10 protein-coding genes are annotated in these 12700 nt (G+C 59.7%); all 10 read left to right on the top strand.

Features of this window, described 5'->3' with window-relative positions; all coding sequences use genetic code 11:
- Nucleotides 1-137 precede the first annotated feature (137 nt).
- Nucleotides 138-2642 carry a TonB-dependent receptor plug domain-containing protein gene (locus tag ACODS3_RS15250; RefSeq protein ID WP_489035036.1) on the top strand — a complete coding sequence of 835 codons (2505 nt, stop codon included), beginning with the start codon at nucleotides 138-140 and terminating at the stop codon, nucleotides 2640-2642.
- A gap of 75 nt (nucleotides 2643-2717) precedes the next feature.
- Complete coding sequence (locus ACODS3_RS15245) at nucleotides 2718-4193, top strand: FAD-dependent oxidoreductase (protein ID WP_489035034.1); 1476 nt, start codon at nucleotides 2718-2720, stop codon at nucleotides 4191-4193.
- Nucleotides 4190-5167: an ABC transporter permease gene (locus ACODS3_RS15240; protein ID WP_201016902.1), complete on the top strand. Its 978-nt coding sequence runs from the start codon at nucleotides 4190-4192 to the stop codon at nucleotides 5165-5167. Before ACODS3_RS15245 ends, ACODS3_RS15240 begins: the two co-directional genes overlap by 4 nt.
- Nucleotides 5164-6048 carry an ABC transporter permease gene (locus ACODS3_RS15235; protein ID WP_201016903.1) on the top strand — a complete coding sequence of 295 codons (885 nt, stop codon included), beginning with the start codon at nucleotides 5164-5166 and terminating at the stop codon, nucleotides 6046-6048. Before ACODS3_RS15240 ends, ACODS3_RS15235 begins: the two co-directional genes overlap by 4 nt.
- On the top strand, nucleotides 6045-7016 hold the full coding sequence (locus tag ACODS3_RS15230) for an ABC transporter ATP-binding protein (protein ID WP_304576012.1): 972 nt from the start codon (nucleotides 6045-6047) through the stop codon (nucleotides 7014-7016). The genes ACODS3_RS15235 and ACODS3_RS15230 overlap by 4 nt, the downstream gene beginning before the upstream one ends.
- Nucleotides 7009-8004 carry an ABC transporter ATP-binding protein gene (locus tag ACODS3_RS15225; protein ID WP_489035031.1) on the top strand — a complete coding sequence of 332 codons (996 nt, stop codon included), beginning with the start codon at nucleotides 7009-7011 and terminating at the stop codon, nucleotides 8002-8004. The genes ACODS3_RS15230 and ACODS3_RS15225 overlap by 8 nt, the downstream gene beginning before the upstream one ends.
- 19 nt (nucleotides 8005-8023) lie before the next feature.
- Nucleotides 8024-9586, top strand: coding sequence for an ABC transporter substrate-binding protein (locus tag ACODS3_RS15220; protein ID WP_201016905.1), 1563 nt, complete (start codon nucleotides 8024-8026; stop codon nucleotides 9584-9586).
- Nucleotides 9586-10851 (top strand): acyl-CoA thioesterase/BAAT N-terminal domain-containing protein, encoded by a 1266-nt coding sequence (locus ACODS3_RS15215; protein ID WP_489035029.1) that lies wholly within the window; start codon nucleotides 9586-9588, stop codon nucleotides 10849-10851. The genes ACODS3_RS15220 and ACODS3_RS15215 overlap by 1 nt, the downstream gene beginning before the upstream one ends.
- Before the next feature lie 542 nt (nucleotides 10852-11393).
- Complete coding sequence (locus tag ACODS3_RS15210; RefSeq protein ID WP_201017196.1) at nucleotides 11394-12005, top strand: peroxidase-related enzyme; 612 nt, start codon at nucleotides 11394-11396, stop codon at nucleotides 12003-12005.
- A gap of 184 nt (nucleotides 12006-12189) precedes the next feature.
- Nucleotides 12190-12699, top strand: a complete 510-nt coding sequence (locus ACODS3_RS15205; RefSeq protein WP_201016907.1) for a chalcone isomerase family protein — start codon at nucleotides 12190-12192, stop codon at nucleotides 12697-12699.
- The last annotated feature ends 1 nt before the right edge of the window (nucleotide 12700 follow it).

Here is a 12700-nt window from a genome sequence, read left to right as displayed (position 1 = left end):
CGCTTTGAATTAATAAATCGCATTAATGGATCATGAAGGTCAGCTCTTGGCCATTCTTTAAAGCGGAAATTCAGCCGACCTCGGCACATCGCCGCAACAAAGCTATTACCCATGGCGATTCACCGAGGAGTATTGCAATGCAAGCGGAACAATCTTCAACAAACACTCGTTTCCCGAACCTTGTCCGTAATCAATTGAGCCTGGCGATGGGGCTGTGCATGGCGCCGCTGGTAGGTCAGGCTGAGGTGGAGGAGCGACAGCAGAAGGCCGCAGAACCAGTGCTGCAAACCATTATCTCGGTTGGCAATCGTGGTACGGAGCGTACGGTAGCCGACAGCCCGGTGCCGGTAGATGTGCTCGACGCCGAGGCATTGCAAAAACAAGGTGCCACGGCCTTGCGCGACGTACTTGCCAACCTGCTGCCATCGTTCCAGGTGTCCAAGGTCACGGGCGGCGCCTACAGCAACGTCGCCCGCTCTGCCGGCCTGCGCGGGCTGGGTGGTGGTTATGTGCTGGTGCTGGTCAATGGCAAGCGCCGCCATGCCAACGCGGTTTCTTCGGAGGGCACTGGACTGCAAGAAGGCTGGAACGCGGCCGATCTGGATTCCATTCCCATGGCGGCGATTGCTCGTGTCGAGGTGCTGCGTGATGGCGCAGCCGCGCAATATGGCTCCGATGCTATTGCGGGTGTGATCAATATCATTCTCAAGTCCGACAGCAGCGGGGGCAATGCAACGACGTCTGCCGGTCGACGTTCGCACTACGCCAGTGGCGTGGGTTCCAACGGTGAAACTTATCAGCAGAGCCTCAATTATGGCCTGGGGCTGCCCAATGAAGGTTTTCTCAATCTGACGCTGGACTGGAAGAACCAGGACAGTACCAAGCGCTCGGCACCGGCGACAGGTAGCTTCTACTATCCGGTCAACGGGCAGCCAGATCCTCGGGAAAACACTGTTGAACGACGTTCCTATGGTGGCGGGTTGCCGGAGATCGAGCAGATCAACGCTTCGTATAACGCTGAGTTGCCATTGCGTGATGATCTGCGCCTGTATTCCTTCAGCACCTACACCCGGCAGGATGCATTGGTGTCCATCGGTTTTCGCCGGCCCAATTCCAATACGGTAATTACAGAGCTTTATCCCGACGGCATTGCACCTGACTTTAATTTCGATACCCGTGATTTCCACACTACATGGGGTATCAAGGGTGAAGAGCTGGCAGGCTGGAACTGGGATCTAAGCAGTACCTATGGCGAAAATACCCAGAGAATGGAGAGCAGCAATAACCTCAATCCATCCCTTGGGCCTGCCAGCCCGACCGACTTCTTTCTGCAGAACAACGAGCTGAGTCAATGGGTCACCAACCTGGATCTGAACCGGCCTATCGACATCGGTCTGAGCAATCCGCTGAACTTCGCTACAGGTCTTGAGTACCGGGAAGATCATTACACCACCGGTGCCGGTGATGAGGCGTCCTACATCAATGGCCGTTATGTCTTCCCGGCCGGACACCCGCGTGCTGGCCAGGAGGCGGCTATCGGTGCGCTGGGGAACTATCTGTTGCTGCCCGAAGATGAAGTCGACTTGCGCCGCAGTACTTCTGCCGCCTATGTGGATCTTGGGCTGAACATCACGGATAAATGGTACGTCGGCGCCGCTGGCCGCTACGAGCGATACACAGACAGCGCCGGCAGCACCTGGAACGGCAAACTGTCGACCCGATATGCCTTCACGCCGGAGCTTGCCGCACGGGGCTCGGTCAGCACGGGGTTTGTCGCGCCTTCCCTGACTCAGCAGGGGTATGCCAAAACCGGTCTCGGGCGTCGCACCGTCAACAACGAGACGGTGGACATCATGATCAAGCGCGTTCAGCCCGATTCGGCCATCGGCAAGGCTTTGGGCTCCGAAGAACTGGACCCGGTAAAGTCCACCAGCTATTCGCTGGGCTTGACCTGGACGCCGATAACCAACCTCAACGTGGCACTGGATGCTTACCTGATCGATCTGGAGGACCGCATTGCCTTGATCAGCCCGCTGTCTGGCTCGGCGGTTGATGCGATTCTTGCAGCCAATAGTTTCGGGCATGTGCAACAAGTGCAGTACTACGCCAATGCGTTCGATACGCGGACCAAGGGTGTCGATCTGGTCGCCGATTACACCCATCGAATTGGCGCCTTCGGTCGTCTGCGCTGGACGGTTGCAGGCAACTGGAATGACACGACCATCACTGACATGGCGCCTAATCCGGCACAGTTGCAGAGTCTCGGTCTGTCGCGTTTCGAGGATACCGAAATAGGCAGCGTGACCGACTCCAAGCCTCGTACCAAATACATCCTGGGCGTGAACTGGCAGGTTGAGGATTTCGATATCGGCCTGCGCAATACCCGCTATGGCAAGGTCAAGCTGCTTGGCAGCGGCACGACAGTGGATCAAGAGTTCAGCGCCAAATGGATCACCGATCTGGATGTGACCTATGGTCTGACCGACAACGTTCGGGTGACGCTCGGCGCTGAAAATCTGTTTAACGTTTACCCGGACAAACACACCGTCAATGACGTGTCGGGTGGCTCTTACTATTCAACCATCTCGCCGTTCGGCTCTTACGGCGCTTACTACTACACCCGCTTGAGTATCGATTTCTGATCGTGGACGCACGGGTTGCCTGTGGCCGTCGGTAATCGTCGACGGTCGCAGCTTACTTCAATCGTGAGGATGTGAATGACCAGTACCACCAATGCCCCCATCGGTTTGGCCGCCCTTGAGGCGCGTCTTCGTCAAGACCTGCAATGGCTTGATCTGCCTGCCAAACCTTGGGTCAAGCCGCGTTATCAGGAGGGCAAGGCTCTTCTTGATGTTGCGATCGTCGGCGGTGGTATGGCGGGCCTGGCGCTTGCGACCGAATTGCTGCACATGGGCGTGGCGGTGGTGCTGTTCGATAAAGCAGAAGAGGGGCTGGAGGGCCCATGGTCGACAACGGCGCGGATGGAAACATTGCGCTCGCCCAAGCAACTCACTGGCCCGGCTCTCGGGCTGCCCGCTCTGACGTTTCGCGCCTGGTACGAAGCGCAGTTCGGTACGTCCGCCTGGGAGGCTCTGGACAAGATTCCACGCCTGCAATGGGCTCAATACCTGCGCTGGTATCGCCGCGTCATCGATCTTGACGTGCGCAACCGGCAACGGGTGCTGGCCGTGCAGCCTCAGGCGGATGGCTGGGTACGTCTGCGCGTAGAAGGGCCGCAAGGTGAGCACGAAGTCTCGGCGCGGCACGTGGTGCTGGCGACCGGCCGTGACGGTCTGGGTGGTCCATGGGTTCCGCCACTGGCCGATCAGTTGCCGCGTGAACAGTGGGCGCATTCTGCCGATGGGCTTCAGGACGCATGGTTCGTCGGCAAGCGCGTAGCGGTCATCGGTGGCGGCGCTTCGGCGATGGATGCAGCAGCGACGGCACTGGAGGCCGGCGCCGAGCGGGTCGATCTGCTGATTCGCCGAGAGCAGTTGCCCCGCATCAATAAAGGCAAGGGCGCGGGCAGTCCGGGCATGACCCATGGCTACTGGCGTTTGAGCGATCAGTGGAAGTGGCGTATTCGTCACTATCTGAACGCCCAGCAAGTCCCTCCACCCAAAGGCAGCACCCTGCGCGTGGCACAACATGCCAACGCACGTTTTCTGCTGGGACGCAGCATCGAGGCGGTTTCCAGAAATCAGGATGGCAGCGTGCGCGTGAGCTTGATCGACGGGAAAGTGGATTACGACTTCCTGGTATTCGCAACCGGATTCAGCAACGACATGACACGTCGTCCTGAGTTCGCCAGCCTCGCGCCGCACGTGCGCAGTTGGGCGCAACGGCTTGCCGGGCAGCAACTGCCCATCGATCCGGGAGCGCAGGCTGAGCTGGGTGAATTACCCGACCTGGGGCTGGCTTTTGAGTTTCAGCAGGCTCAGCCAAGTGGCTGTCCCGGACTGGAACAGGTGCATTGCTTCTGTTACCCGGCCGCGCTCAGCTATGGCGGTGTCTCCGGAGACATTCCGGCGATCAGCGACGGTGCAAAACGTCTGGCCCAGGCCCTCGCTGGCGCATTGTTCGTCGAAGACATCGACCAGCACTTCAGTGCCATGCAGGACTATGCCGAGCCGGAGCTGCAAGGTGATGAATGGCAGCCGGGCGAATTGACTGCCGAGGAGCGTGAGCGATGATCGGCTGGCTTGTTCGACGGCTGCTGCAGTCGTTATTGGTATTGCTGCTGATGAGCCTGCTGGTGTTCATCGGGCTGCATGCCATCGGAAACCCCGTGGACATCCTGGTCAGTGAAGATCTCAACCAGCAGGAGCGGATGGAAGCGATCTCGCGCCTGGGGCTGGATCAATCCCTGCCCGTGCAATATATGGGGTTCCTGCGTGGTGCGCTGGATGGGTCGCTGGGTGTGAGTTATGTCTATCACCAGGACGCCCTGCAATTGATTTTCCAGCGTCTGCCAGCAACGCTTGAACTGGCTGTAGTAGCGCTGGCGATGGCCGTGCTGATCGGCGTGCCCCTTGGCCTGTTTGCCGGCCTGCATCCTGACAATCCTTTGGCACGCCTGATCATGGCCGGAAGCATCATCGGCTTTTCCCTGCCATCGTTCTGGGTGGCATTGTTGCTGATCATGTTGTTTGCCGTGCACCTGGGTTGGTTGCCAGCCAGCGGTCGCGGGGAAACTGCCGAGTGGCTTGGCGTGCACTGGTCGTGGTTGACCCTTGACGGCTGGCGCCACCTGTTACTGCCGGCTTGCAACCTGGCGCTGTTCAAGGTCGCACTGGTCTTGCGCCTGACCCGTGCAGGCGTGCGCGAAGTGGTACAGCAGGACTTCGTGAAATTCGCCAGGGCCAAAGGTCTGGCTCCGCATCGGGTGATTCGCATGCACGTGCTGCGCAACACCCTGATTCCTCTGGTCACCGTCCTTGGGCTGGAACTCGGTTCAACCATTGCCTACGCAGTCGTCACCGAAAGCATCTTTGCCTGGCCTGGTGCCGGAAAGCTGATCCTGGACAGCATCAACGCGCTGGATCGCCCGGTCGTGCTGGCTTATCTGATGGTCGTGGTGGTGATCTTCGTCAGCCTCAATCTGCTGGTCGATGTGCTCTATCGCCTGCTTGATCCTCGAGTGCGTCTTGCAGGAGGTGAACAATGAGTACGGCCCATTCGCCGTGGCGTGATGTTCTGGTCGATTTCTTCAGGTCACCCCTGGCGGTGATGGGAGTGCTCGGTCTGATAGTGGTCGGGCTCAGTGCAGTTCTGGCTCCATGGATAACGCCGCAGAACCCTTATGACTTGATGCAACTGGATGTGCTCGACGCACGTCTGCCGCCTGGCAGTGAAAGCATGGCGAACGGGTACAGCTACTGGCTGGGCACCGATGGACAGGGCCGCGACCTTTACTCGGCAATTGTCTATGGGCTGCGCATCAGCCTGGTGGTGGGGATCGGTTCGGCGCTTATCGCTGCCTTCGTCGGTACTCTGGTCGGACTGCTGGCCGCATATCGCGGCGGCTGGGTGGACGCCACGCTGATGCGGCTGGTCGATTTGCTGTTGTCGTTTCCTGGAATCCTCATGGCGTTGATGATTCTCGCCTGGCTGGGCAAGGGCGTAGGGAACGTGGTGCTGACTCTGGTGCTGCTGGAGTGGGCGTATTACGCCCGGGCAGCACGGGGCCAGGCACTGGTGGAGCGACGTCGCGAGTACGTCGAGTCGGCGCGGGGGCAGGGGCTTGGATCGCTGCGCATCATGCTCGGGCATATTTTGCCCAACTGCCTGCCGCCGCTGATTGTGATCGCCACATTGCAGATTGCCCGTGCCATTACGCTTGAGGCGACGCTGTCGTTCCTGGGGCTCGGTGTGCCGGTGACCGAGCCGTCACTGGGTCTGCTGATCGCCAATGGTTTCCAGTACATGCTTGGCGAAGAGTATTGGATCAGCCTGTTTCCCGGTCTGGCGCTGTTGATCACTATCGTTTCGATCAATCTGGTCGGTGACCAGTTGCGCGACCAACTCAATCCGAGGTTGCAACGATGACGCCGACCCTTGAAATCAGGCAACTGACCACGGTCTTCGATAGCCGCAATGGTGCGTTGCCCGCTGTGCGCGAGCTGTCGTTATCGCTGGCACCCGGACGAATTCTGGGGCTGGTGGGGGAGTCCGGTTCAGGCAAATCGGTGACCGGCTTTTCCGTCCTGGGCCTGGTGGATGCACCGGGTCGTATCACCAGCGGTGAAATCCTCTTTCAGGGGCAGGATTTGCGTCGCCTCAAGCCCTCGCAGTTGCGAGCGCTGCAAGGCAACCGGCTGGCGATGATCTTTCAAGATCCCATGATGACGTTGAATCCGGTGCTGCGTATCGATACGCAGATGATCGAGGCCGTGCAGGCACACCGCTCGGTCAGTCGCAAGGAGGCGCGGCGTCACTGCGCCGACACCCTGGCGCTGATGGGGATTGCCAGCCCGGACGAGCGCCTGCGCGTCTATCCGCATCAGTTGTCGGGCGGCATGCGTCAGCGTATAGCCATCGCTATTGCGCTGCTGCATCGCCCGGATCTGTTGATCGCGGATGAGCCGACCACGGCTCTGGACGTAACCATTCAGGCGCAGATTCTTTCCCAGGTGCAGAAACTGGTACGCCAGCAGGGCAGTTCGCTGATCTGGATAACCCATGACCTGTCTGTGGTCGCCGGTCTGGTTGACGATGTGGCGGTGATGTACGCCGGGCGCATCGTCGAGCAAGGTCCGGTTGATACCGTGCTGGATAACCCGCGGCACCCTTACACCCAAGGGCTTATTTCCAGCCTTCCAAGCCGCAACCAGCGTGGTGAGCGGCTTCGGCAGATTCCCGGCATGGCGCCTAGCCTGGCTACGTTGCCGCAGGGCTGTGCTTTTGCTGCACGCTGCCCCCGTGCCAGCAGCCAGTGCGAAAGCGAACCTGCTGCGCAACTGATAGCCGATTCACATTGGGTGCGCTGTTTCCAGCCTGGAGGTGATCATGAATGAAGCCCTTATTCAGTTGACCCAGGTCAGCAAGACATTTGGTCCCGCACCCGCAGGTGCCTTGCGGCGCTTGAGCGAGCGCGCTGGCCTGAGCAAGCCTGCACAGCGCACCCAGGCGGTAAACGGTGTTGACCTGCGTATCGAGCGGGGCGAGGTGGTCGGTCTGGTCGGTGAGTCCGGCTGTGGCAAGTCGACCCTTGGCCGTCTGGTCGCGGGGCTGCTGGAGCCTACCAGTGGGCAAGTCGAAGTGGCGGGTCAACAGCTGCATCTTCTGGATAATCAGGCGCGGCGTGCGGCGCGGCTGCGTATCCAGATGATTTTTCAGGACCCATATTCCAGCCTCAATCAACGCTTGCGGGTGGATCGCATCGTGGGCGAGGGCGCCCGTCTGCATGGCCTGACCGATGCGGCGGGTTTCGATGACTATGTCAGTGCCCAGCTGCAACGGGCCGGTCTCGATCCAATGATGCGTCGTCGTTATCCCCATCAGTTCAGCGGCGGTCAACGCCAGCGGATCGGCATCGCTCGTGCGTTGGCCGTTCAGCCTGAACTGCTGGTATGCGACGAGTCGGTGGCGGCGCTGGATGTATCGATCCAGGCGCAGATCCTCAATCTGTTCATGGACCTGCGCGAGCAACTGGGCCTGACGTATCTGTTCATCAGCCACGATCTGGGCGTCGTAGAACACCTGTGTGATCGCGTACTGGTGATGTACCTGGGGCGTGTCGTGGAAAGCGCCAGTGTCGAAGACTTGTTCGGCCATGCGAGCCACCCATACACCCAGGCGCTGCTGGCACAGATTCCACGTTTCGACCTGCGTCGTAGCCAATACCAACCGATTACCGGGGAAATGCCCAGCCCGCTCAATCCGCCTGGCGGTTGTCATTTTCATCCCCGTTGCCCACATGCCTCCGCGCGCTGTCGCGAACAGGCGCCTGCTTTGCGCGAGATTGCCCCAGGGCATTTGAGCGCGTGCCACCTCAACCCATGAATCTTTTCAGGAAGTTGCCATGAAACTCAAAATTCTGCCGCTGTTAACTGCTGCCTTGCTGGGGGCTGCGGGCGCACAGGCCGAGACATTGCGCATCGGCTACGCCGATCCCGTGTCGAGCCTGGATCCGCAATTGAACAACTATGCCGGTGATCGATCGGTGGCCTTGCATGTGTTTGGTTCGCTGGTGGAACGCCGTGACACCAAAGTCCTGCCCGGCCTGGCCGAAAGCTGGAAGGTGATCGACCCGCTGACCTGGGAATTCAAGTTGCGCCAGGACGTAAAGTGGCAGGACGGCACGCCTTTCACTGCCGATGATGTGGTGTTCTCTCTGGAGCGCGCACCCAAGGTGCCGGGCAGCCTCTCGTCCTATGCGGCAGCTCTGCGTACAGTCGCTTCGGCCAAGGCGGTCGACGCCTATACCGTGCGCGTGACGACCAGTGTTCCCAACCCCAACCTGCTGCCCAATATCGACTCTATCTACCTGGTCAGCCGGAAAACCGGCTCGGTATCCAGCAGTGAGGATTACAACAGCGGCAAGGCCATGGTCGGCACCGGTCCTTACCGATTCGTTTCCTATGTTCCCGGGGATCGGGCGCTGTTCGAGCGCAACCCGACCTTCTGGGGCACGCCAGCCCACTGGGACAAGGTTGACTACCGTTACATTGCCAACCCGGCAGCCCGAACGGCTGCACTGCTTGCCGGTGACGTTGACGTGATCGACAAGGTGTCGCCAGCGGATGTCGCACGCCTGAGCAAGAGCGATAAAGTCAGCCTGTATGCCTATCCAGGGCTGCGTGCCTTGTTGATTCAGCCGAGCCTGCGTGCTGGCAGCAACGAGTTCATCCATGACAACGACGGCAAGCTGCTGGCGGATAACCCGCTGCGCGACCCGCGTGTACGCCGCGCCTTGTCCCTGGCGATCAACCGCAAGGGTATTACCGAGCGCATTCTGCAGGGCACCGCCACCGAGGCGAATCAGTGGATGCCCGCTGGCACCTTTGGCTACAACCCGGAAATCAAGGACATTCCCTTCGATGTCGCCAAGGCAAAAGCGTTGCTGAGCGAAGCAGGTTATCCCGAAGGTTTCCGTTTGACTGCACACGTGCCGGGTGATCGCTATCCGCTGGCGCCCGAATCGATGCAGGCCGTTGCCCAGTTCTGGTCGCGAATCGGTGTAAAGGTGCAGTTGGAAGTGGTGCCTTGGGCTGTCTACGCCGCTCGTGCCAACAAGAACGAGTACGCGGTCAGTGTTATTGCCTGGGGTAACGGTACTGGCGAGGCCAGTTATGGCTTGATCAACATCCTTGCGACACCGGATGCGACCACAGGACTGGGCGGTTCCAACTGGGGCCATTACAGCAACGCCAAGGTCGATCAGGCGCTAGCGAAGGCCACTGAAGCGTTTGATGATGAGCGTCGTGCGGCAATTCTTCGCGATGCGGCTCAGATCGTGAGTGACGATGTGGGAATCATCCCGTTGTTCCACTACCAGAATATCTGGGCGGCGCGAAAGGGCCTGAAGGTCGAGCCGTTGGTCAGTGACCGCACGGCCGCACAGATGGTTACCGAGGTAAAGTGATGAGCGTCACGCCGTATATACAGGTCGTGCCCGAGGACGGTTTGCTCGACGAGCCCCGGCACATTCGTCTTGGCGGGCTGGAGCCGTATGAGCGGGTATTCTTGAGCAGCGAGACGCTACGCGGCAAAGTCGTCTGGCGCGCCAGTGCCGAGTTCGTCGCAAATGCTCAGGGTGAAGTCGATCTGCAGCGTGACGCTCCGGTCAAGGGTGATTATCAGCAGACAAGCGACATGGGAATGCTCTGGGCCCAGCGGCCTGAGACGGGCGCTTCTGCACAGCCCTTCAATGCCCGAATGGATCAGCCACTGATAACTCGTCTGAGCTTGCGCTCGGCTGCTGGCGAGGCCACGGCTGAGCTGACCCAGCGCTTGATGGCGCCGGGTGTGAGTCGTCGAGAGGTGCGTGTGGGTCGCCTGGTCGGCACGCTGTTCCTGCCGGCTGGAGCGGGGCCGCATCCTGCGGTCATGGTACTCAACGGCTCCGGCGGCGGAATCAACGAGCCTCGCGCTGCGCTTTATGCGTCGCGGGGCTATGCGGCTTTTGCCCTGGCCTATTTCAAGGCTCCGGGCCTGTCCGACTACATTTCCAATACTCCCTTGGAGTATTTCCTCGAAGGCCTGGACTGGCTGCGCCAGGAAGTACGTCCGGCGGGTGGCTTTGTCGCACTCAGCGGCCAGTCTCGCGGTGGGGAGCTGGTGCTGCTGTTGGCCAGTATGTTCCCGGAGAAGGTCAACGCAGTGATCGGTTACGTGCCCGGTGCGCTGGTGCATGGCGGACAGGCTGCTGCCGACCCGGCAGTGGGGCGCGATGGCCCGGCCTGGCTTTATCAGGGCAAGCCACTGGTGCATCTGTGGAACAACAACGCTTACGGCAACTGGGTCGACCGGGATGCCGGGCGGCGCAATGCGCTATCCATCTCCACGGCGTTGCAGGACAAACAGGCGGTTGAGCGTTCGCGTATCCCGGTGCAGAACATCCGCGGGCCAGTGATCATGCTGACTGCTGGCGATGACGCTGCCTGGCCGTCGAGCCTTTACGGGCAGATGGTGGAGAGCAGCCTGAAAGCCGCCGAGCATCCCTGGCCCGTACAGCGACTGGATTATCCCGAGGCGGGGCATAGCATTCTTTTGCCCTTTATTCCCTCGACTTACAGCCATGACGGCCAACCTGCCGCGAACGCCGAAGCCAACCGTCATTCCTGGCAAGCGGTCCGCGCTTTTCTCGATGCGGCCGTTTCGCAGCACTTAGATAAGGCACAACCATGAGTAATGAAACCCTTTCTGCCTCAGCAGACATCGTTGATCGTGCAGCCGGGCTTGACGTCGGCAGCGCAATCTACGCCGTACGCCAGGTTCGAGGCAAAGTCGTAGCGGCTACCCAAGGCAGCTTCGAGACGATTTTCGATCCTTCCCTGAACACCAGCCTGCCTCTGGAAGAGCGGCTATTGCTGGCGTTGTACGCCTGTCAGTTGAGCGCTCAGCAGGCGTTGGCCGATTTCTATCTGGCCCGTTTGCAGCAAGCACAATTGCCTGAGAGTTGGCTCGGTGCGCTGAATCCCGTTCTCCCCGAGGCTTTTGCCTCGGTACGTTTGCAAGGCATGCTGGAGTTCACCCGTCGGCTGACTGTCAATCCGGTAGAGGGTGACCGTGAAGCCCTGGCAGCTCTGCAAGCTTCTGGCCTGGATACGCCATCGGTCGTTGTCATTGCGCAACTGTTGGCGTTTATTGCTTATCAGGTCCGCCTCACGTCAGGCCTTTCGGCCCTCTCTGCAGCTCATGTCGGCGTCGAATCTGTGCCAGATGTGCCTGTGCAGCAAGAGCCGGGTGCCGTTGGCAGCGAGCCTCTCGACATTCAGGGTTTTACCAGTCGCACTCTGGGCTGGACGTCCTGGCTCAATACCCTTGACCTGACTCAGGCTGACGCTGAGCAACTGGCCGTTCTGGAAGAGAGCCATCCGCAGGCCAAGACTTCGGATTACTACCTGACGCTGATTCACCAGCCGCAGATCCTGCGTCAGCGCTCCGCAGCGTTCAACGCGATCATGTACGCGCCAGGTGGTCTGTCCCGTGCCGAGCGCGAGCTGGCCAGCACTGTCGTGTCGCGTATCAACCAGTGTGTGTATTGCGCGTCGGTGCATGCCCAGCGTTTCGAGCAACTGGCCAAGCGCAATGATGTGATTGCCCAGGTATTTGCCGATCCGCAGACCGCTGGTACGACTGAACGGGAAAAGGCTATCGTGCGTTTTGCCATTGATCTTACCCGGGAACCGGCGTCACTGGGCGCTGAACATATCAGGCCGTTACGTGAGCAGGGGCTCGACGATGGACAGGTACTGGATCTGATCCACGCCATCTCCATTTTTGCCTGGGCCAACCGGCTGATGCTCAATCTGGGCGAGCCGGTCTACACTCCAGTGTAAGAATCTGTTTCATATGTGATAAAAATATTGTCCGAGTGTTGTACAAAATTACCGCTGTAGTATAAATTTTACAGCAGAGCCAGTCGGTGTGGCGCTGACATTGCCGTTTACGGTATAGACCACGCCGCTGGCTCTTCCTATTTTTACCTGTCGGTCTTGTCCGGCAGGAGCACAGAGGCCGTACATGATCGCGCCGCGTTGGTTGCTGCTGGCGCTTATGCTAAGCGGCAGCGCATTTGCCGATTGGCGTGAAGCCTTGCCTGATTCTCGTGTCGTCGGTTCCGGCGATTTCCGTTTTTTCGGATTACGTATCTACTCCGCCCGTTTGTGGACGCCTGCGAAGCCGTTCCTGGCTGACTCCCCCATGGCGCTGGAACTCACTTACCACCGCTCCATCGACCGGGACGAGCTGGTTGACGCCAGCATCGATGAAATCCAGCGTATTTCCGGCTCGTCCGTCAGCGAGGAGCAATTGTCGGTGTGGCGTCAGCAGATGCAGCAGTCTTTCGTCGATGTCGAGCCGGGCATGAAGATCACCGGTGTTTACCTGCCGGGACGTGAGGCACGTTTTTATGTCGGCGCAAAATTGCAGCATGTGGTCCAGGATAGCGAGTTCGCCAAAGCGTTCTTTGCCATCTGGCTGGACCCCAAGACCCGTAATCCGGATTTGCGCGAGCAGTTGCTTGGCAAATGAC

It is taken from the genome of Pseudomonas sp. FG43, from assembly GCF_057809175.1.
This window is presented reverse-complemented; position numbering and strand designations above follow the sequence as displayed.

Coding starts and splice junctions, on each gene's coding strand:
- ACODS3_RS15250 (WP_489035036.1), top strand. CDS start 138: ATGCAAGCGGAACAATCTTCAACAAACACTCGTTTCCCGAACCTTGTC.
- ACODS3_RS15245 (WP_489035034.1), top strand. CDS start 2,718: ATGACCAGTACCACCAATGCCCCCATCGGTTTGGCCGCCCTTGAGGCG.
- ACODS3_RS15240 (WP_201016902.1), top strand. CDS start 4,190: ATGATCGGCTGGCTTGTTCGACGGCTGCTGCAGTCGTTATTGGTATTG.
- ACODS3_RS15235 (WP_201016903.1), top strand. CDS start 5,164: ATGAGTACGGCCCATTCGCCGTGGCGTGATGTTCTGGTCGATTTCTTC.
- ACODS3_RS15230 (WP_304576012.1), top strand. CDS start 6,045: ATGACGCCGACCCTTGAAATCAGGCAACTGACCACGGTCTTCGATAGC.
- ACODS3_RS15225 (WP_489035031.1), top strand. CDS start 7,009: ATGAATGAAGCCCTTATTCAGTTGACCCAGGTCAGCAAGACATTTGGT.
- ACODS3_RS15220 (WP_201016905.1), top strand. CDS start 8,024: ATGAAACTCAAAATTCTGCCGCTGTTAACTGCTGCCTTGCTGGGGGCT.
- ACODS3_RS15215 (WP_489035029.1), top strand. CDS start 9,586: ATGAGCGTCACGCCGTATATACAGGTCGTGCCCGAGGACGGTTTGCTC.
- ACODS3_RS15205 (WP_201016907.1), top strand. CDS start 12,190: ATGATCGCGCCGCGTTGGTTGCTGCTGGCGCTTATGCTAAGCGGCAGC.